We start from the raw sequence: 20,152 nt of genomic DNA, 5'->3' as shown, positions 1-20,152 counted from the left end.
GACATCGACCAGTCAGCCTTTCGGTAGATAAAGATATAACATTGATATGGATCAATATTTAATTCAGCTAAAAATGGATTTGTTATCAATGGAAAAAATCGATGATCGTGATTGATATTTATTTTAGCTTATCTCGCCTGTTCGGCCTTACTATGGGGCAAACGGAGGGATTAGTGATGATTATCTATGGTAAATATGGTGGTGCAGCGCTGAGAGCTATTCATCTGATGGTGCAGAATAATTATGGGCATGCCACCGCCTGGGATATGGCTATTGCTGAAGCATTTGGTGGTGATATCAGTACAGGAAAATTCAAAAATAATCCAAAGGTAACTTTTTTGACTCTTTGCAGTCTTGGTTGTATCAGTTGCATCATGCCAGTTCATTATGTAGCTGCGACCAAAACCAGAGCATATGTGTTGGCTGCCATTGATTTATTGTCACACAAGGATATTACCAAACCGATCAATCCCGAGCAGTTATGGCTGGAAGTGATCTCGGCCTGTAAGAGCGGCAAGGTTGTGAAGCATAACAATCAGATGGATGTCATTCTGACACTTTGGTATGCCGGTGTGCTCAATCCCGAGTGGGATAGGGATGCCATCAGGATAGATTATCGACGAATATAAAAAAGCCAAGGTAATGAATACCTTGGCCATGAAACATCAATTGGTTTTGGTCAGGGATGCACTATCGGAGTGTGCGAATGGCTTGCCATACACCATCAGGTTGGTGGTTTGACTGTATTTGAGGAGATCTTTCTCAGAGAAGTCCAGAGTCATCGAGAAATCCGTGGTGGAATCATTAATGGTCATATAATTGCTTTCCGCAATACCGCGCTTGCCCGTCTTGAACTCGATTTTGTTACCCGCTTTGCCTTCAGTGACCACACAGACTGCACGAGGTATACAGTATGAGTTGTAAACAAGCTGATTAGTCTTGTCATAAATCAGATAACCGCGTTGGTCATGAAATTTCCCATTATCACTTTTTCTGAATACTTCCTGCTTGTAATACATGGCTACCAGATATTGTTCGCTGGCATTTTTAGCATCGGCAGCCGGTTCAAAAGTAATGACTTCGTAAAAGGGTTCCACTGCCGGCCCCCCTTTGCCAACTTTGCTACCCTCCTGGCCGGGGGCTACATCTACACCACCAGCATCGGTGCTTTTCCATGTGCCAGCCAACTGAGCTAATGGACCAAAATCCAGACCGTTGATAATAGTGCTGGACTCTGCGTGAGCGAGCGTGGCACAGGTAATTAATGCTATGGGTAAGATAACTTTATTCATTGTGATAACTCCATCACTAATAATGACTTGCGAATAAATATGTTCAGCAAAGTAATTATTATAACGCACCAAGGATGTGGTCAATGATATTGAGTGATGGCGGTTCGTTTTTGTGAGGTATGATTTGCTTTTTCGTGGCTAAATAAATTGAATTTGATATAAGACAATGTTGTATTTTTTCATCGCACTTCCTCAGATATATCGAGATAGAGATAAAGGAACATTGACATGATGCGATGATCATTATGTCTCCGGCGTGAATATTTCACTCAGCCCCATCAATTGAAGGCGATAGCCACTAACTCTGCGGCACCCTGACCCCTTTATCGAGATAGAGGCTGCTGTAGTGGGCGCGGTGGGTGACAAACATAACCTGATGGCGGCTGCCGTCGGAGAGGATAATAAAATCCCCCGCCTGGGCGGGGCTCTGCAAGGTGATCTCCTGCTCGGGGGCGGTCAGGCGATCGACATCTTCCTTGAAGGTGAGGGTGTAAGAGTACATATGGCGCTCCACTGCTGGCTCATATCAAACACTCCGTTGAAGGTAGTTGCTGGCATGGGCACGCGCGGCGCCCGATTGGCGCTGTTAGACCAAATATCAGCGGTGTGAACGTGCGTGGCTTCAGTCGGGTTGTTCTGCTGAGGTGCGCTTGAGGCGTTTACATCAAGGCCATTGGTATCAAAACGATGGTAAAGGGGCGAAAGGGGGATGAAAAAACCGCCTTTTGGCGGTTTCTCTTATTCGATGGGCCCTACTTCAGGGCCTTCTTCAGCTTCTTGATCTTGCCTTCATGCTTGGCAATTTTCTCAAGACGAGCGGCGATCTTCTTTTTGATCTCTTTCTTGCTTGCTTTGGCCATCGGTGGCGCTCCTTTGCAGTGGGGACACATGAGGTGTCAGTGTGGGTCTCCCCTTTGACGTCCCAGAGTGCCACAGGGCTCCTTTGTGAACCAGCACTCTGTTGCTTTAATAGCCAGCTCGCTATAACTGCAAGGGGCTGAGCCAACGCAGCAGTTGCTGGCTTACCTGCGGGCTGCCGAGCAGGGCCATATGGCTGGTGCGATAGACAATCAGGGTATGGGCGGGCAGAAAGGCCAGCTGATGGCGCACCTCGCTGTGCTGGCCGAGGGCGCTGCGTAGCGGCACCAGTCCATCGCCAATCAGCCGGTCGGCCAGCAGGCTGCGCTTGGTAGCAGTGGTCGCGGCGATGGCATAGCAGTTGACGCCGCCGGGCAATGGGAGTGGCGCGCGTGGGTCCTGTGAGAGGACTGCGGGGTCGGGTGGGGCAACGGCATCGATCACCTTGCCGTGGCGCAGATCCTTGATGCCTGCACTGCGCAGCCGCGCCAGCCTGACGAAGGGTTTGCCGTAGGCGGTGGCGGGCAGCAACTGCTCCAGCCAGTGTCCGGCGTGTTCGAGCGGCGCGCCGTGGTGTGGCGTGCCAATAAAGATCATATTGGCAAGGTGCACAGGCCAGGTGAGCCCGGCCTGGCTGGCATGGTGGCAGGCACTGCGGGCAACCAGTCCCCCCATGCTGTAGCCCATTATCGTTATCTCTTTGAGCTCTCCCGGCCAGTGGGCGAACAGTTGCTCCAGCAACAGGGCAAGTTGCTGCCCGTTTTGTGCGATGGGCAGGCCCGAGTTGTAGCGCAGGTAAAGAGGCTGATAGCCAAGCGTGTTGGCAAGTTGCTCTCCGTGATTGACCGGCTTGCCTTGATGCTCGGTCTGCCACTGCAGATCGTTCATGCACAGGCCATGGACCATCAGCAGCACCCGTCCCTCGCGGGGTAGATCCTCCGGCATTGCTTGCCAATCGAGGGGCTTGCCCTGATAGCGCAGGGTCATGGGGGTGGCGAGGGCATTGTGGTGCTCGACCAGCTTGTCCCCCAACACGCCGTTGAGCGTGGCGATCAGGGCTGCACGTTTCGGGGTTTCGGGGATCTGGTGGGGCGGCGGTGTGGCTGGCAGGCTGCTGAGTAGTTGGTTGATACCGCTGCTTAGGGTGTTGGCGGCGCCATGTACCCCCTTGTAGACCAGCCCGGTGATCCCAGCTGTTTTTCCCTCATCCTGTCCCTTGAGCCCCATACCACTCAGTACCGCCTGATGTACCGCTTCGGTGATCTCTACCGCGGCGGGCAGCGCCAGAGTCAGCAGGTGCGCCAGCTCGCGGATATCCGAAAGATGCCAGGAAGAGGATGGCGAGGGGTCTGTGGCGTCGGTCATGGCAAGCCCTTGTGAAAGCGGGTATCGCGTTGTCGTGCCGCGAAGAGCACAGTGTGTCTCTATATCAAACCAGCTTGCGCCCTTTGTGGCAGGTTTACCAGTAACGGGCCATGCATGGCGGGGCTGATAAGAACCGCTTGCGAAGCCGGTCACGGTAATGACAGGGAAAATCACCTCTACTTCATCATATGAAGCCACATGGAGAGGTGAGGATGCCGCTGTTTGATGAGGTACGGGTACAGGATTTGTGTGCACGGTTGCTCGATAGCCAGAACGAAAAGGGCTGCTCCCTTGAGAGTCGGCATGGCCGCGAGTTGAAGGATCTGTTGCAGGCAGTGGGCGGAGTTGAGTCAGTTGGGCGCAGTTCCCGTCATATATTGACCGAAGCGGGGCGGACTTATCTGACCGGACAATTGGCACGGGCAGAGCTCCCCGAACCGGACAAGGGGGAGCTGCTGCAACGTCTGGGAGTGAGTTTGCCTGCACGGCTCAATCAGGCCTGCTTTTATGCCCTCTGGCATGGGGATAGCAAGCATCCGCGGTCAGCATCCCTTGCCGCGCCACTGCTTGCGGACTTGGCGCTCACGCAAAATGAGGTGATCCGCATCCGTACCCTCGAGCCGCTCTCGCTGGTCGATCGGCACGGTCAGCAGCACGATATGACGGCAATAATGGCGCTGCTGGGGGAGTTGGCGTTGCCGGAGCGGGTTTTGGGCACGCTGGCTGCCATCGGCTGGCAGGGGGAGCGGGTCATTACGGTGGAGAACAAGGGTGCCTTTGTCGACTACCCGCTGCAACCCGGGCAACTGCTGCTCTTTGCCCCCGGTCGCAATACTACCCTGGCCAAACAGCTGATCCCGCTGCTGCCTGCGGGCGTGCAGTGGGCACATTTTGGCGACCTCGATCAACGGGGTATCGATATTGCCATCGAGCTGGTGCGCGAGCTACAACGTCCTGCCATGCTCTGGCTCCCCTGTGAGTTGCAACCTTATCTGGAGCACTATGCCCGTCCGGTGCGCACCTTTGCGACGGACAGTGGCAAGGTGCCCTGGCGTGTGACGAAGCAGGCTGATCAGGTTGATGGTCATGGCGCGTCGGCAGGCGTTCCCTGGCTTGAGAAACTGATCACAGACGGGACTTGGCTGGAGCAGGAGGTATTGATTCTGGCCCCTCACTGGCGGAGCTGGTCATTGGACGCGATGGGCAATCAGGGGTGAAACGGGGTGCCCGCGCTCCCCCGTCATTTCGTGGTCAGCTGCTTACTTGGCGTTGATGGGCCCCTTGGTGCCAGCATCATTATCGATCCAGCCATCTTCACCCTTGATACGGCGATCCCCCTGAATGGTGTAGATGACCATGCCATCCTTGAACACCAGCGCGCCATCAGATTTCTTGGCATTGACCTTCTTGTCGTTGACCCACACCTGATCCTTGCCATCGATGCGGATATTGGCCACGGTGGCGCCGGTTTGGGGGAAGGTGGCGATCCAGTTGCCCGCATAGGGGCTGGCGCTGGTTGCCGCGGCCGGAGCATTGCCAACACCGGTAGCCGCGTTCTCAGCCTTGGTTTTCTTGATATCGCAGCCATTAAGCTCGCTCACCTGAGTGCAGCCCGAGCGCTCCAGCTTCTGCTCATAGCTCAGATTCAGACCGCCCTCCGCGGCCGGGGCGGCCGTGCCAAATCCCGCCTTGGCATTTTCCGCTTTGGTTTTGTGAATGTCACAGCCCTGCGCCTCGGTGACCTGGGTGCAGCCGGATCGTTCCAGTTGCTCGGCATATTTGGCGCTGATGGCGTGGGCAGGGGCGATCCCGAGCAGGGTCAGGGTGATGAGCAGAGCAGCATTCCTGGACATAGATAATCCCTCAAAGATGTAAGTCATGCAGGTTCATCCGCGCAGTTGCGGCAGTGAACGTTGGCCTATCCTGAGCATCCGAGACAGATGCGCAGCTGGCGTATTCACGTTAGCACCTTGGGCCAACCGCGCCCAGCAATGTGGCCGGAAGATAAGGCGAGAGGTGATACGGGCGGGGAGCGAAGGGGAGACGAGATAGCAGCAGTGTCAACGCTGGATAGATCCTTCCAAGAGAAAAGGTGTTGCGGGCATTATCATAATGATAACGACAGCCCCGCTGATATCATTTCAGCCCCTGAAACTGACCTTTGATGATAATTCTCACCGATGCCGAGATATCGCCTCTGATTATTATCACCTTGCTATTTTATGGCCTGGCTGATCTGCTCACATTTTTATGGATTAAATCGCTGAAATAGCCACTGATTTTGTGGGTGGCATCACACACTTTCGCCATTTATTAATATCTACCGGCATTTTATTGGTTTGGCATGGTTATTGATTGCCTCATATCGACGCTAACCGACGCGCTCACCCACAACCGGGATGCTGGTGACATCGTGAGTGAAAGGGGAGCTATCCATATCTCATCCAATGATTGGGGCGAACGATGAAAGCAGTTAACGAATTAATCAAAGAGATCAGAGCACTCAAATCCAACCTGCATGAAAAAGATTTTCTGCTGACCTGGGAGCAAACGCCTCAGGAGCTGGAGCTGGTATTGAAACTGGCCGAATCCCTCAAGACCCTGCGCGCCGAAAATATCTGCACCAAACTGTTTAACAGCGGGCTCGGTATCTCGGTTTTCCGCGATAACTCCACCCGAACCCGCTTCTCTTACGCCTCTGCGCTGAACCTGCTCGGTCTGGCCCAGCAGGATCTGGATGAGGGTAAATCCCAGATCGCTCACGGCGAAACCGTCCGTGAAACCGCCAACATGATCTCGTTTTGCGCCGATGCCATCGGGATCCGTGACGACATGTTCCTCGGTGCCGGTAACGCCTACATGCGCGAAGTGGGGGCGGCGCTGGATGAAGGGTTCGAGAAGGGGGTGCTGCCCCAGCGTCCGGCGCTGGTCAACCTGCAGTGCGACATTGATCACCCGACCCAGTCCATGGCTGATCTCGCCTGGTTGCAGGAGTACTTCGGCAGCCTGGAGAGCCTCAAGGGCAAGAAGATTGCCATGACTTGGGCTTACTCCCCCAGCTACGGCAAGCCGCTCTCCGTGCCCCAGGGCATCATCGGCTTGATGACCCGTTTCGGTATGGACGTGACCCTGGCCCACCCGGAGGGGTATGACCTGATCCCGGATGTGATCGAAGTGGCCAAGGAGAATGCCAAGGCCTCCGGTGGCAGCTTCCGTCAGGTCACCTCCATGGAAGAGGCGTTCAAGGATGCAGATATCGTCTATCCCAAGTCCTGGGCCCCCTACAAGGTGATGGAGCAGCGCACCGAGTTACTGCGTGCCAATGACCACGCCGGCCTCAAGGAGCTGGAGAAACATTGCCTTGAGCAGAACGCCAAGCACAAGGATTGGCACTGCACAGAGGAGATGATGAAGCTTACCAAGGGTGGCGAAGCGCTCTATATGCACTGCCTGCCGGCCGATATTTCCGGTGTCTCCTGCAAAGAGGGTGAAGTGACCGAAGGGGTATTCGAGAAATACCGTATCGCTACTTACAAAGAGGCGAGCTGGAAGCCCTATATTATCGCCGCCATGATCATGGCCCGTAAATTCTCCGCCCCGGCAGAAACCCTGGAAAATCTGATTAAAGAGGCGCAAAAGCGGGTGAAATAAATAACGGCAGGGCAGGGTGAATATTCATCCTGCCCACGCTGTCGAACACATTATTTCGAGTTTTCTCCCCGTGGTATCTGAATAACGGATCTTCCGGCGAGGCAGCTCTTTGTCAGGTAACGCCTAGTGAGGTAAGCATGTCCCAATTTTCTTTGAAGATGGATATTGCCGATAACCGCTTTTTTACCGCCGAGCCATCTCCGCTGTTTTCTCGCGCCGAAGCACAAAAGGCTCGCGCTTTTCATAAAAAACTGGCCGGTTATGAACCGACCCCATTGTGCGACCTGAAAGATCTGGCCGCCTATATCGGGGTGAAAAATATATTGGTCAAGGACGAGTCAAAGCGCTTTGGCCTCAACGCCTTCAAGATGCTGGGTGGCGTTTATGCCATCGCCAACCTGCTCTGTGAAAAGTACGGGGTGGCCATCGAGGATTTCTCCTTCGATCTCATCAAACGCACCATCAAGGAGCCGATGACCTTCGCCACCACCACAGATGGCAACCACGGTCGCGGCGTTGCCTGGGCCGCCAAGCAGGTGGGTCAGCATGCGGTGGTCTACATGCCCAAGGGCTCTGCCCAAGAGCGGGTTGACCACATTCTCAATCTCGGTGCCGAGTGCATCGTCACCGACATGAACTACGACGATACCGTGCGCCTGACCATGAAGATGGCCGAAGAGCGCGGTTGGCACATAGTGCAGGACACCGCCTGGGAGGGGTACACCAAGATCCCGACCTGGATCATGCAGGGTTACTCCACCCTGGCCGACGAAGCGGTCGAGCAGATGCAGGGGATGGGCATCAAGCAGCCGACCCACGTGCTGCTGCAGGCCGGGGTAGGGGCGCTGGCGGGTGGAGTGCTCGGTTATCTGGTGGACTGCTTTGGTGCGAAAAACCTGCACAGCATCGTGGTCGAGCCGGATCAGGCCGACTGCATCTATCGCTCCGGCGTGGCGGGGGAGATGGTCAACGTGGGGGGCGATATGCGCACCATCATGGCCGGTCTCGCCTGTGGCGAACCCAACCCCCTCGGTTGGCCATTGCTCAGAAGCTGCACCACCCAGTTCATCTCCTGCCACGACAAGGTGTCGGCGTTGGGGATGAGAGTGCTCGGCAATCCTCTTGGCAATGACCCCCGCATCATCTCCGGCGAATCCGGCTCGGTCGGCACCGGCGTGTTGGCGGCGGTGCGTCACCACCCGGATCGCGCGGCGCTGATGGCGCGCCTCGGGCTGGATAGCAACTCGGTCGTGCTGATCATCAACACCGAAGGGGACACCGATGTGAAGCATTACCGGGAAGTGGTGTGGGAAGGCAAGCATCCTGCCTGCGACTAACTCTCCCGCCAGAGCAGAGACACGAATTGAAGCATTGATCGCGCCTCGCCAACGGGGCGCGGTAACGGGCACAGGGCGCTGTCGACGAACAGGCCGCGCACTCTCAGTTGTTATGGAGAATCACAATGAGCAAGCAAATTCCGTTTGAAATGGTGTTGGAGAAGGCCTACCAGTACAAGGCCGAGATGAGTCAGTTCCTGCGCGACATGATCGCCATCCCGAGCGAGAGCTGCGATGAAGAGCGCGTTGTGCTGCGCATCAAGCAGGAGATGGAGAAGGTTGGCTTTGACAAGGTTGAGATTGACCCCATGGGTAACGTGCTGGGCTATATCGGCCACGGCCCGCACCTGATCGCCATGGATGCCCACATCGATACCGTGGGCGTCGGCAACATGGCCAACTGGAAGTTCGACCCCTATGAGGGGATGGAAGATCACGAGATCATCGGTGGCCGCGGTGCATCCGATCAGGAAGGGGGCATGGCCTCCATGGTCTATGCGGGCAAGATCATCAAGGATCTGGGGTTGGAAGATCAGTACACCCTGCTGGTGACCGGTACCGTGCAGGAGGAGGATTGCGATGGCCTCTGCTGGCAGTACATCATCGAGCAGAGCAAGATCCGCCCCGAGTTCGTGGTCAGTACCGAGCCCACCGACTGCCAGATCTACCGTGGCCAGCGCGGCCGCATGGAGATCCGCGTCGAGGTGCAGGGGGTCAGCTGCCACGGCTCTGCGCCGGAGCGCGGTGACAACGCCATCTTCAAGATGGGCCCGATCCTCGGCGAATTGCAGGAGCTCAGCCACAACCTAGGCAATGACGACTTCCTCGGCAAGGGCACCCTGACCGTCTCCGAAATCTTCTTCACTTCGCCGAGCCGCTGCGCTGTCGCCGACAGCTGCGCCGTCTCCATCGACCGCCGCCTCACCTGGGGCGAGACCTGGCAAGGGGCTCTCGACGAGATCCGAGCCCTGCCTGCGGTGCAAGCCGCCGGTGCCGAGGTCTTCATGTATCAGTACGACCGTCCGGCCTACACCGGTCTGGTCTACCCGACCGAGTGCTACTTCCCGACCTGGAAGGTGGAAGAGAATCACATCACCGTTAAAACCCTCTCCAAGGCTTATCGCGAGCTATTCAACAAGGAGCCGGTGGTAGACAAGTGGACCTTCTCGACCAACGGTGTCTCCATCATGGGTCGCCACGGTATTCCGGTGATCGGTTTTGGCCCGGGTAAAGAGCCGGAAGCCCACGCGCCAAACGAGAAGACCTGGAAAGAGCATCTGGTCAAGTGCGCCGCCATGTACGCCGTGATCCCCATGCTCTATCTGGCCGAGCTGGACAAGTAAGGGGGCTGCCGGGTGGTGACTGTCATCGCCGCCCGGCTGTCGCAAGTGTGGCAAGTGCCCCGTCTGTGTTGAGGCGGGGCCTTGCTGTTTGAAGTGATGTTCGAGGTGGTGGGGATGAAACGGCTGATCAAAAACGGTGTGCTGGTCGATGCGCAGGGTGAATATCGTCAGGATCTGCTGATCGAGCACGGGGTGATCCGCGCCCGTGCCGCCGATATCCAGCCCGATAGCGAAACCGAGGTGATCGATGCCAGCGGCTGCTATGTGATGCCGGGTGGCATCGACGTCCACACCCATTTCAACATCGATGTCGGGATTGCCCGCAGTTGCGATGACTTTTTCAGCGGTACCCGTGCCGCCGCTTGTGGTGGCACTACTACCATCGTCGATCATATGGGATTTGGCCCGGCGGGGTGCAATCTGCATCACCAGCTGGCCCGCTATCACGACTACGCCGCCGATCAGGCGGTGATCGACTACAGCTTTCATGGCGTGATCCAGCATGTGGATGACGCCATCCTTAATGAGATGGCCGCCATGGTGCAGGAGGAGGGGATCAGCAGCTTCAAGCTCTATCTTACCTACCAGTACAAGCTGGGGGACCATGACGTGCTGCGTGCCCTGGCCCGCCTCAAAGAGGTGGGGGCGCTTGCCACCGTCCATCCCGAGAACGATGCCGCTATCGCGGCGCGCCGTGCGGCACTGCTCGCCGCTGGCCATCATGAGCCCTGGTATCACCCGCAAAGCCGCCCGCTGGAGTGCGAGGCGGAGGCGATCGCCCGGATGATCAATCTGGCGGGGCTGGCGGGCAATGCGCCGCTCTATATCGTCCACCTCTCCAACGGATTGGGGCTGGAGTATCTGAAGCTGGCGCGCCGTCAGGGTCAGCCGGTCTGGGTAGAGACCTGCCCGCAATATCTGCTTTTGGATGATTCCTGCTACTACCGGGAGAACGGGGTCGACTATCTGCTCAGCCCGCCGCTGCGCTCACGCCGCGAGCAGGACAAGCTGTGGGTCGGTATCGCTGCTGGCGACATCGACACGGTGGCGACCGATCACTGCAACTTCTCCCACGCCCAGCGCATGACCCTCTCGGGCGGCGATTTCAGCTGCTGTCCCAACGGCTTGCCGGGCGTCGAGAACCGGATGCTGCTGCTGTTTGCCCACGGGGTATTGGGCGGGCGCATCTCGCCGTCCCGCTTTGTGGCCCTCACCAGCGCCAATTCGGCCAAGTTGTTCGGTCTCTGGCCGTGCAAGGGCAACTTGCAACCGGGGGCCGACGCCGATCTGGTACTGATGGAGCCCCGTGGTGACACCCTGATTTCTCACCCACTGCTGCATGACAACGGCGACTACAGCCCCTACGAGGGGATGCGCTGCCCCGGCCAGATCAGAATGACCCTCAGTCGCGGCGAGATAGTCGCTCGCGATGGCGAGTTTACCGGACAACGGGGGCATGGCCGGTTTTTGGCCAGAGCACCCTTTGATCCGGCGTTGGCGCCGGATCTGCACTCGCCTTGTCCCGCGGCGGCAGGCTGACAATCCGTTCGAAACACGCAGAGCAGCAAGGTTATGTGAACAACGAAAGGTGGGCCGGTATTGCGCCGGCTTGTCCCATCACTGGAGATAACAAGATGAAACAGCGTATCGTACTGGCCCTGGGGGGCAACGCTCTGGGCAACAACCTGCCCGAGCAGATGAAGGCGGTGCAGAGCACGGCGCACACCATCGCCGACCTGATCGCTCAGGGGCACGAGGTGGTGGTGACCCACGGCAACGGGCCGCAGGTGGGGATGATCCAGCAGGCGTTCGAAGTGGCGGCCCGCCACGAGCCCAAGTCCCCCCATCTGCCGATGTCGGTCTGCGTGGCCCTGAGTCAGGGCTACATCGGTTATGACCTGCAAAATGCTCTGCGCGAAGCCTTGCTGGAACGCGGCATTCACAAGCCGGTTGCCACGCTGGTGACCCAGGTTGAGGTGGATAAAAACGATCCCGCCTTCCTTGACCCGAGCAAGCCCATCGGCGGCTTCTTCAGCAAGGAGGAGGCCGAGGCGCTGATGGCCAAGGGGGAGCGGCTCAAAGAGGACGCCGGTCGCGGCTATCGCCGGGTGGTCGCATCTCCCAAACCGGTTGATATCATCGAGAAGGATACCGTCTCTGCCATGCTGGCCGCCGGTCAGGTGGTGATCACAGTTGGTGGCGGCGGCATTCCGGTGCTGCGCGAAGGCAATCACCTGCGCGGCGCCAGCGCGGTGATCGACAAGGATTGGGCCAGTGCCAAGCTGGCGGAGCTTATCGACGCCGACATGCTGATCATCCTTACCGCGGTAGAGAAGGTCGCCATCAACTTCGGCAAGCCCGATGTGCAGTGGCTCGATCAGTTGAGCGTGGCCGATGCCAACAGCTTTATTGCCCAGGAGCAGTTTGCCAAGGGCTCCATGCTGCCCAAGGTAGAGGCTGCGCTCTCGTTTGCCACATCTCTGCCGGGGCGAAAATCCCTCATCACCCTGCTGGAAAAGGCAGCCGAGGGCATTGCCGGCAAGACGGGAACCCTTATCTGCCGCTAGGCGTTCCAGCTCGGGTTGAGTGTGATTGCGGGGGCCGACGGCCCCCTTGTTCATTTTGGGGGCGACCATGGTCAGCGGAGGATGAGCGGCGTAAGATGGCCGCCTTCAAGCGCGGGCAAGACGCCGAGAACAGACCCGGCGCAATGAGTGACAAGAGGTGAGTAACAAACAAATGAGTGGAAAGATCAATATGGCGGCGCTGGTGGGATTGATCCTGCTCACCGCCATCTGGAGTTACAGCTGGATCGTGATGAAGCAGGTGATGCTCTACGCGGGGGCCTTCGAGTTCACCGCCCTGCGCTGCCTGTGCGGATCTCTGGTTCTGTTGCTGGTATTGGCTCTGCGCGGGCGCCGTTATCTCAAACCCACCCCGTTTCGCTATACCCTGGCCATCGCCCTGTTCCAGACCTGCGGCATGGTGGGGTTGGCCCAGTGGGCGCTTATCAGCGGCGGAGCGGGTAAGGTGGCCATTTTGAGTTACACCATGCCGTTCTGGGTGGTGATCTTCGCGGCGCTCTTTCTCGGCGAGCGGATGCGCAAGCTGCACTATCTGGCGGTCGGGGTGGCGGCCTGCGGGCTGCTGCTGGTGATCCAGCCCTGGTTGCTGCATCTTGAATCCCTCAAGAGTGCGCTCTTGGCGATCCTCTCCGGCATCTGCTGGGGGATCAGCGCCATCATCGCCAAGCGGATGTATGCCCGCCATCCCGGGGTAGATCTGATGTCCCTCACCACCTGGCAGATGATCTACGCAACCATAGTGATGGCGCTGGTGGCGGCGCTGGTGCCGGAGCGCCCCATCGACTGGCAACCCTACGTGATGGGGGCGCTGGCCTATAGCGCCATCTTCGCCACCGCCATCGCCTGGAGTCTCTGGCTGTTCGTACTGAAAAAACTGCCGGCGGGTATTGCCAGCCTCAGCACCCTGGCGGTGCCGGTGACCGGTGTGCTGCTCTCCTGGTGGCTGCTCGGCGAAAATCTGGGGCCGGTGGAGGGGAGCGGTATCGCCCTTATCGTACTGGCGCTTCTCGTCATCAGCCGCAAGGGCAAGCGCTCAGTGGTGTCGGTGGCGGGGGAGACCCGTATCAAGCACGGCTGAACCGATTGCCCGCGAAGAGATAAAGAGGGCCCGCCATCATGGCGGGCCCTTCTGGTTTTAAGAACACTCTCTTATCTGCGCTGGGCCAGATGCATCATGGCTTCCAGCACGGCGCCGCCGATGGCGCGTGCCTTGTCCGATACCGTAGTGGCGTCGGCCCGCTCGCCTCTGGGGTCGATGTCACCGATCTTGAAGCCGACGGTCACCTCGATGCCATCGCTGAGCAATCCCCGTACCATGCCGGAGAGCGGCGCTATGATGGGGGCGTCTCCCACGTGGGCGATCACATCCCCCTCCTGCACCAGATCACCGAGCTTGATAATGCTCTTCATCACTCCGGCGACGGGGGCGCGCACCACCCGGCGGGCGGAGTGCCCCTCGATCACCCCGGGAATGCCGGTATTGGGCTGGGCAGGGCCCTGATAGATGACCCGGCCCAGATGGTGGCCGCGGTTGGTCTCGATGACCGCATCGCAGTCGCGCCCTGCCTCAAACCCCGGGCCAAGGGCCACCGTGATGGGTGCCATCTCCTTGTGGGTGCCGAGGTTCTGCTTGGCGAGGATGGCATCCACCAGATAGCGGGGCTTGAGCTCGGCGAGGGTGGCACAGTCAGGGTCAACCAGCAGCGGAATGATGCCCCGATCCAGCAGCTCGAACGCTTGCTCAACGCTCTCGACCCGCTTGGCGCGCACACCCTCGACACTGGTTTCGCCATCGAACATCCCTTGCGCGAAGGCGACGGTGCGGCGGATCACCGTGGGCTTGTCGAGATCCAGCATCACCACCTTGAAGCCGGCATTGTGCAGGCGCAGCGCCACCCCGGTGGCGATATCGCCGGAGCCGCGCATCACCACCAGCTGATCCCGCTTGAGGCGCACATCATCCTGCATCAGCCCACCCGATTTGCCGTTTTTCACCTGCAGCAGCTCGGCGAGGATGCTGATGGCGATCTCCTCGGGGGTTTCGGCACCTATGTTGTAGCCGATGGGGGCGTGCAGCCGCTGCAGTTGTTCCTGGCTCACCCCTTGCTGGCGCAGGGCCTGGGTGAAGGTCTGTACCTTGCGCTTGCTGGCGAGCAGCCCCAGATAGGCGAGGGGGCGATTGATGAGCCGCTCCAGCGCCTCCTTGTCCTGATGGTTGGTGGCGATGATGACGAAGTTGGCGGGCTCGATGGCCAGCGCCTCGATCACCGCGCTGATGGTATCGGCCTGTTTGAGATGGGTGCCGGCGGGGAAGTGATCGGGGTTGAGGCTCCCTTCAAAACAGTCGCCCACATGGATATCAAAACCCAGCGGTGCGGCGGCATGGGCCAGCGCCCGGTTGACGTGACCAGCACCAATGAGCACCAGTCGGGGGCGCAGGCCATAGACATCGATATAGACCGACATGGCGCCGCCGCAATCCGACCCTACCGCATGTTCACCGTTACGGGCCATCCTGCCATGGAAGATGCGCGGCTTGCGCTCGGCAATGGCGGCCATCGCTTCCTCGATCACCAGCCGCTCGATCATGCCGCCGCCGATGGTGCCGAGGATCTGGCCATCGGCCATCACCAGCATCTGGGCCTGATGGCGCGGGGTGGAGCCCCGGCTCTCGATGATCTGGGCCATGGCAAACGGCGTGTTCTCCTGTTCCAGTCGGGCTGCGTGTGCAAACAGATTCATAAGGTACCTCTTCTTATCCTTAAACCATCATGGGCGAGGCGGCTGAGCCTCATCCTGAGCGAAGTAACCGAGTGCGTGGCGAATGGGCTGTGGCTCGCGAACCGCCCCCTGCCAGATGGCATGGATCTCGGGGTGGCGGCTATGCAGCTTTATCAATTCATCGAGCCACGACGCCTCATTTTGATAATCCCCATTGATAAACCAGATCCGGCGCGCCCTGGCCGGGGTGCCCTTGAACAGCCCCTCGGGGTGGCAGAGCAGCTGGTGAAACAGGGCCCAGTCGAGCGGGTCACCGGCCTCTATCCCGCACAGGGCCTGAAGCTCTGCCCAGCGGTGGATCTGCTGCGGGTCGGCCTTGGCCCCCACCATGGCGCCGCCTGTCAGGGCGATTACCCAATCACTGCTCTGGGGAATGCAAGGTTCGTGCAAAGCGGGCACTTTCAATAACTTGTGATGGGCGCCATCCGCTTCGACCAGGATCAGATCGAAGCGCTGCTGCCCCTTGATGAGATCAATCTGCTGGGGTGTGGGGCCGGCCACCTTGCCGGTGCGCTCGTCGAGATGGCTGAACAGGGCAACCAGCGCCGGGCCATCCGGTAGCGCCTGACAGCGGGTAAGTTGACGAACGGGATCCGTCTCGATAATCAATTCCCGATAGTGTGACGGGGCAGGCAGAAACATCCGGGTGGTGGTGGTAATTAGCACCCTTTTACCCTGTTGATAAAAATATTCCGCCAGCCAGAATAGGGTGCTGGTTTTTCCACCGGCGCCGCAGAGGCTAATTAAGGTGGTATGGCTATCAATATTTTTGGTGAGCGGGTTTAATAGCGGATCTATATCTGGAAATGCGACAGCAACAGCGTGTGGGTGCGACATAATGACGACCAAAATAAATATCGAAGGGAGTGGGAAACAACGTTGCCAGGAACAAGTGCAGTGTGACTGTATAATAACGGCGGCGGGTTTATCTTCCCGAATGGGTACTTGGAAAATGATGCTACCTTATTGCCAGGGGACAATGCTTGATGCAAGTCTCAAAAATGCCCTGGCTTTTTGTCAGCGGGTTATTCTGGTGGTGGGCCATCGTGGCGAGGAGCTTCAAGCCCGCTACGGATCACGGCCGGATATTGTTGTCGTGCACAATCCCGACTATCGGCAGGGGCTGGGCAGCTCCATCCGCTGCGCCCTGGCGGCCAGTGACGCTGACTACCTCTTTATCAGCCACGGGGATCTCCCCTGTATCCCGCGCGATGTCTATCAACAGCTCTGGCAGGCACGGGGCTGTGAGGCTCTTTTCCCCACCTGGCAGGGGGAGGCGGGCCATCCGGTGTTGCTGCCAAAATCCCTTGCCCGTGAGTTGGCAGCGGCCCCGGTGCAGTCGTCGGTACGGCGCTGGTTGCACGGGCATCCGCACCGTATGGTACCCGTCGACAGCCCCGCCATCCTGTTTGATGTGGATACCCCGGAGCGCTATCAGGCGCTGCTGGGTGGCATTCTTGAAAATGAGAGCGAGCCCACGAAATAACCCGGTTTAAAAAGATAACGGGGAGATAAATGGCGTATCAAAGTGATATTTCTCGCACTTGATCTGATAGGGCGAGTTCTTTTTGAACTGCTCATTAAGTAAATTCCAGAGTGATTGATAACTACTCGCAATACCCATAATGGTGGCATCGTAAATTATCTCCATTAATTGGAGCTGTCTCACGCTTTTACCGTAAAAAATAGTTTTGTAACTGTAGTGGCCTGATTGTTGCTCTTCTCCTTGCCAAGGGGGAACACCTGTGCGGGATACCCCATTTATTCATGCTGCCAATGGGCAGAACAGCTGCAAGGAGATAGCCATGGGCGATATTATGCGACCCGTTCCGTTCAAGAATCTGCTGACCCGTATTTTTGCGGAATATAAAGAGAGTCAGAGCATTTTCGGTATTCCCGCCGCGCAATTCTATCGCAAGCAGGACGAGCGCAAGATCAAGGTGTTCGGTGAAACCTGCGAGACCCCCATTGGCCCGGCAGCCGGCCCCCATACCCAGTTGGCCCAGAACATCGTCACCTCCTGGCTGACCGGCGGGCGCTTTATCGAGCTCAAGACGGTGCAGATCCTTGACCGTCTCGAACTGGAAAAGCCCTGCATTGATGCCGAAGACGAGTGCTTCAACACCGAGTGGTCCACCGAGTTCACCCTGCCCAAGGCATTCGACGAGTACCTGAAGGCCTGGTTTGCCCTCTATCTGCTGGAGGAGGTGTTCGACCCGCGGCTCGACGGAGAGGCCAAGTCCTTCATCTTCAACATGAGCGTGGGTTACAACCTAGACGGCATCAAACAGCCACCGATGCAGCAGTTCATCCACAGCCTGATGGATGCCAGTAGCAATCCGAAATTTGCCGAGTACCAGCAGGTGCTGCGCGAGCTGGTGGCCGACGAGCAGTTTATCGCCGAGCTGGGGCTGGGGGCGCGGCGCGATCGCCTGCAACAGCTGGTGGAGCGCATCCCGGCCAATCTGGTGCACGGTGTCACCCTCTCTACCATGCACGGCTGTCCGCCGAACGAAATTGAGGCCATCTGCCGCTACATGCTGGAAGAGAAGGGGCTCAACACCTTCGTCAAACTCAACCCGACCCTGCTGGGCTACCCGCGGGTGCGCGAGATCCTCGACACCTGCGGCTTTGATTACATTGGCCTGAGCGAAGAGTCGTTCGATCACGACCTCAAGCTGGAGCAGGCCAAGGCGATGCTGACCCGTTTGATGGCGCTGGGGGCCGAGAAGGGGCTCACCTTCGGGGTCAAGCTGACCAACACCCTGGGCACCATCAACCGCAAAGGTGCGCTGCCGGGGGATGAGATGTATATGTCCGGTCGTGCGCTGTTCCCGCTCTCCATCAACGTGGCGGCCGTGCTGTCTCGCGCCTTCGATGGCAAGCTGCCCATCTCCTACTCCGGTGGTGCCAGCAAGTTCAATATCGCCGAGATCTTCGAGACTGGTATTCGTCCCATCACCATGGCCACCGACCTGCTCAAGCCGGGTGGCTATCTGCGCCAGCTGGAGTGCCTCAAAGAGATCGACGCCTCCGATAGCTGGGGCATGAGTCAGGTGGATGTGGCCAAGCTGGAAGCGCTTGCCGCCAAGGCCCTCACCATGGATTACACCCAGAAGGAGTGGAAGTCCGACGATCGCATCGAAGTGGGTGGCGGCCTGCCGCTGACCGACTGCTACGTAGCGCCCTGCGTCACCGCCTGCGCCGTGCATCAGGATATCCCCGAGTACATTCGCCTGATGGGCGAGGGGGAGTATGTGGCGGCCCTTGAGCTGATTTATCAGCGCAACGCCTTGCCCGCCATCACCGGCCATATCTGCGATCACCAGTGCCAGTACAACTGCACCCGTCTCGATTACGACAGCGCGCTCAATATCCGCGAGCTGAAAAAAGTGGCGCTGGAGCGCGGCTGGGAAGGGTACAAGGCGCGCTGGCATAAACCGGCAGGCAGTGGTGACAAGCACCCGGTTGCGGTGATTGGTGCTGGTCCGGCCGGTCTCTCCGCCGGTTACTTCCTGGCCCGTGCCGGTCATCCGGTCACCGTGTTCGAGCGCGAAGCGGATGCCGGTGGCGTGGTCAAACACATCATCCCCGAGTTCCGCATCCCGGCCGAGCTTATCCAGCACGACATCGACTTTGTCGCCGCCCACGGGGTCAAGTTCGAGTTTGCTTGCGATCCGGCGCTCACCGTCGACAAGCTGCACGCCCAGGGCTTTACCTATGTCTTCGTCGGCATCGGCGCGGACAAGAATGGCGGCATGCGCCTCGAAGGGGGGCACGAGCGGATTTACAAATCCTTCCACTTCCTGCGCAGCTTCAATCAGGGCAAACCGCTGCCGCTCGGCCGCCATGTGGCGGTGATCGGCGCCGGCAACACCGCCATGGACTGCGCCCGCGCCGCCCTCAAGGTGCCGGGTGTCAGCGATGTGACCGTGATCTACCGTCGCAGCGAGAAAGAGATGCCTGCCTATCGCGAGGAGTATCTCGAAGCGGTGGAGGATGGGGTACGTTTCTGCTTCCTCACCAATCCGGAACGCTTTGAGAAAGATGGCAAGCTCACCGTGCGGATGATGGCACTGGGGGATCCTGACGAGCAGGGCCGCCGCCGTCCGGTGCCCACCGAGCAGACCGAAGTGATGCAGATGGATGCCCTGATCACCGCCATTGGCGAGCAGCCTGACTGCGAGGTGCTCAAAGCGATGGGCATTCCTCTTGGCAGCGATGGTTGGCCCGAGGTGGATAGCCAGACTGGCGAAACCAGCCGTCGCAACGTCTTCCTGATCGGTGACGTGCAGAGCGGCCCGTCCTCCATCGTCGGTGCCATCGGTGGTGCCCGCCGTGCCGCGGATCTGGTGCTCTCTCGCGAGCATATCGCCAGCCAGCAGAGTGAAGTGACCATCCAGCCGTCGGGCAAGGATGAGATCTACCGCCGCAAGGGGAGCATCGCCGTCACCATGGTTGACAAAAACGAGCGCGATGCCTTCGTGGCGCAAGAGGCGCACCGTTGCCTCGAGTGCAACTACCTCTGCAGCAAGTGCGTGGATGTCTGCCCCAACCGGGCCAACGTCGCCATCGCGGTGCCGGGCTTCAAGGATCAGTTCCAGACATTGCACCTGGATGCCTACTGCAACGAATGTGGCAACTGCGCCCAGTTCTGCCCGTGGCAGGGCAAGCCCTATCAGGACAAGGTCACCATCTTCAGCCTGCCCGAGGACTTCGACAACAGCCGCAACCCCGGTTTCTATCTGGCGGATGGTGGCGAACTGCGGGTGCGTCAGGATGGCGAGACCTATCGCCTGACCATAGACGCCCAGAGCCGGATCAAGGATGCGCCAGCGGCCCTTGGCGACATGTGCCGGATCATCAGCCATGTCCATGCCCATCACCACTACCTGCTGGGGGCCGTCGAGGCCTGAGCGAATAACGAATAAGCGAAGGAG

The 20,152-nt window shown here is 58.6% G+C and carries 16 protein-coding genes; 10 read left to right on the top strand and 6 right to left on the bottom strand.

The features are described from left to right. The first annotated feature begins 101 nt into the window (after positions 1-101). Positions 102-629, top strand: coding sequence for a hypothetical protein (locus I6L34_RS00375; protein WP_234781293.1), 528 nt, complete (start codon positions 102-104; stop codon positions 627-629). A 36-nt stretch (positions 630-665) separates the two neighbouring features. Here I6L34_RS00375 and I6L34_RS00370 read toward each other — a convergent pair whose 3' ends face one another. From I6L34_RS00370 to I6L34_RS00360, 3 genes are all read right to left on the bottom strand, one after another. After that, positions 666-1,292, bottom strand: a complete 627-nt coding sequence (locus tag I6L34_RS00370; protein ID WP_043820266.1) for a heme-binding beta-barrel domain-containing protein — start codon at positions 1,290-1,292, stop codon at positions 666-668. A 298-nt stretch (positions 1,293-1,590) separates the two neighbouring features. Further along, the gene (locus tag I6L34_RS00365; RefSeq protein ID WP_005352285.1) at positions 1,591-1,794 is read right to left on the bottom strand and encodes a hypothetical protein; all 204 of its coding nucleotides are present in this window, start codon (positions 1,792-1,794) and stop codon (positions 1,591-1,593) included. 479 nt (positions 1,795-2,273) lie between these two features. Beyond that, positions 2,274-3,515, bottom strand: a complete 1,242-nt coding sequence (locus tag I6L34_RS00360; RefSeq protein ID WP_075115337.1) for an alpha/beta hydrolase — start codon at positions 3,513-3,515, stop codon at positions 2,274-2,276. A 212-nt stretch (positions 3,516-3,727) separates the two neighbouring features. Here I6L34_RS00360 and I6L34_RS00355 point away from each other — a divergent pair, with 212 nt between their 5' ends. Continuing rightward, on the top strand, positions 3,728-4,732 hold the full coding sequence (locus I6L34_RS00355) for a Wadjet anti-phage system protein JetD domain-containing protein (protein ID WP_058058820.1): 1,005 nt from the start codon (positions 3,728-3,730) through the stop codon (positions 4,730-4,732). Between the two features lie 42 nt (positions 4,733-4,774). Here the strand turns inward: I6L34_RS00355 and I6L34_RS00350 are convergent, their stop codons facing one another. Continuing rightward, the gene (locus I6L34_RS00350; protein ID WP_058058819.1) at positions 4,775-5,368 is read right to left on the bottom strand and encodes a hypothetical protein; all 594 of its coding nucleotides are present in this window, start codon (positions 5,366-5,368) and stop codon (positions 4,775-4,777) included. A gap of 610 nt (positions 5,369-5,978) precedes the next feature. Here I6L34_RS00350 and ygeW point away from each other — a divergent pair. The 6 genes from ygeW (at position 5,979) to I6L34_RS00320 (ending at position 13,509) form a co-directional block, all read left to right on the top strand. After that, complete coding sequence (gene ygeW / locus I6L34_RS00345; protein WP_075115335.1) at positions 5,979-7,166, top strand: knotted carbamoyltransferase YgeW; 1,188 nt, start codon at positions 5,979-5,981, stop codon at positions 7,164-7,166. 137 nt (positions 7,167-7,303) lie between these two features. Then, positions 7,304-8,503, top strand: coding sequence for a diaminopropionate ammonia-lyase (gene dpaL / locus I6L34_RS00340; RefSeq protein ID WP_058058817.1), 1,200 nt, complete (start codon positions 7,304-7,306; stop codon positions 8,501-8,503). Between the two features lie 125 nt (positions 8,504-8,628). Next, a complete protein-coding gene (locus I6L34_RS00335; RefSeq protein WP_058058816.1) occupies positions 8,629-9,846 on the top strand; it encodes a YgeY family selenium metabolism-linked hydrolase in 1,218 nt (405 codons plus the stop codon). A 114-nt stretch (positions 9,847-9,960) separates the two neighbouring features. Further along, the gene (hydA, locus tag I6L34_RS00330) at positions 9,961-11,385 is read left to right on the top strand and encodes a dihydropyrimidinase (RefSeq protein ID WP_075115356.1); all 1,425 of its coding nucleotides are present in this window, start codon (positions 9,961-9,963) and stop codon (positions 11,383-11,385) included. Between the two features lie 95 nt (positions 11,386-11,480). Further along, a complete protein-coding gene (arcC, locus tag I6L34_RS00325) occupies positions 11,481-12,413 on the top strand; it encodes a carbamate kinase (protein ID WP_058058815.1) in 933 nt (310 codons plus the stop codon). 172 nt (positions 12,414-12,585) lie between these two features. Beyond that, positions 12,586-13,509 carry a DMT family transporter gene (locus I6L34_RS00320; protein ID WP_216955343.1) on the top strand — a complete coding sequence of 308 codons (924 nt, stop codon included), beginning with the start codon at positions 12,586-12,588 and terminating at the stop codon, positions 13,507-13,509. 71 nt (positions 13,510-13,580) lie between these two features. Here the strand turns inward: I6L34_RS00320 and yqeB are convergent, their stop codons facing one another. Further along, positions 13,581-15,173 carry a selenium-dependent molybdenum cofactor biosynthesis protein YqeB gene (yqeB, locus tag I6L34_RS00315; RefSeq protein ID WP_058058813.1) on the bottom strand — a complete coding sequence of 531 codons (1,593 nt, stop codon included), beginning with the start codon at positions 15,171-15,173 and terminating at the stop codon, positions 13,581-13,583. A 27-nt stretch (positions 15,174-15,200) separates the two neighbouring features. Continuing rightward, a complete protein-coding gene (yqeC, locus tag I6L34_RS00310; RefSeq protein WP_058056850.1) occupies positions 15,201-16,049 on the bottom strand; it encodes a selenium cofactor biosynthesis protein YqeC in 849 nt (282 codons plus the stop codon). Positions 16,050-16,149: 100 nt separating this feature from the next. On the opposite strand from yqeC, the gene I6L34_RS00305 reads away from it, so the two are divergent. Continuing rightward, a complete protein-coding gene (locus I6L34_RS00305; RefSeq protein WP_199868621.1) occupies positions 16,150-16,698 on the top strand; it encodes an NTP transferase domain-containing protein in 549 nt (182 codons plus the stop codon). A gap of 319 nt (positions 16,699-17,017) precedes the next feature. Then, positions 17,018-20,128, top strand: coding sequence for a putative selenate reductase subunit YgfK (ygfK, locus tag I6L34_RS00300; protein WP_216955342.1), 3,111 nt, complete (start codon positions 17,018-17,020; stop codon positions 20,126-20,128). Positions 20,129-20,152: the final 24 nt, after the last annotated feature.

It is taken from the genome of Aeromonas sp. FDAARGOS 1404 (genome assembly GCF_019047085.1).
Lineage (GTDB): Bacteria > Pseudomonadota > Gammaproteobacteria > Enterobacterales > Aeromonadaceae > Aeromonas > Aeromonas veronii.
The sequence above is the reverse complement of the archived record's forward strand: the minus strand, read 5'-3'. Positions and strand labels throughout refer to the sequence as shown.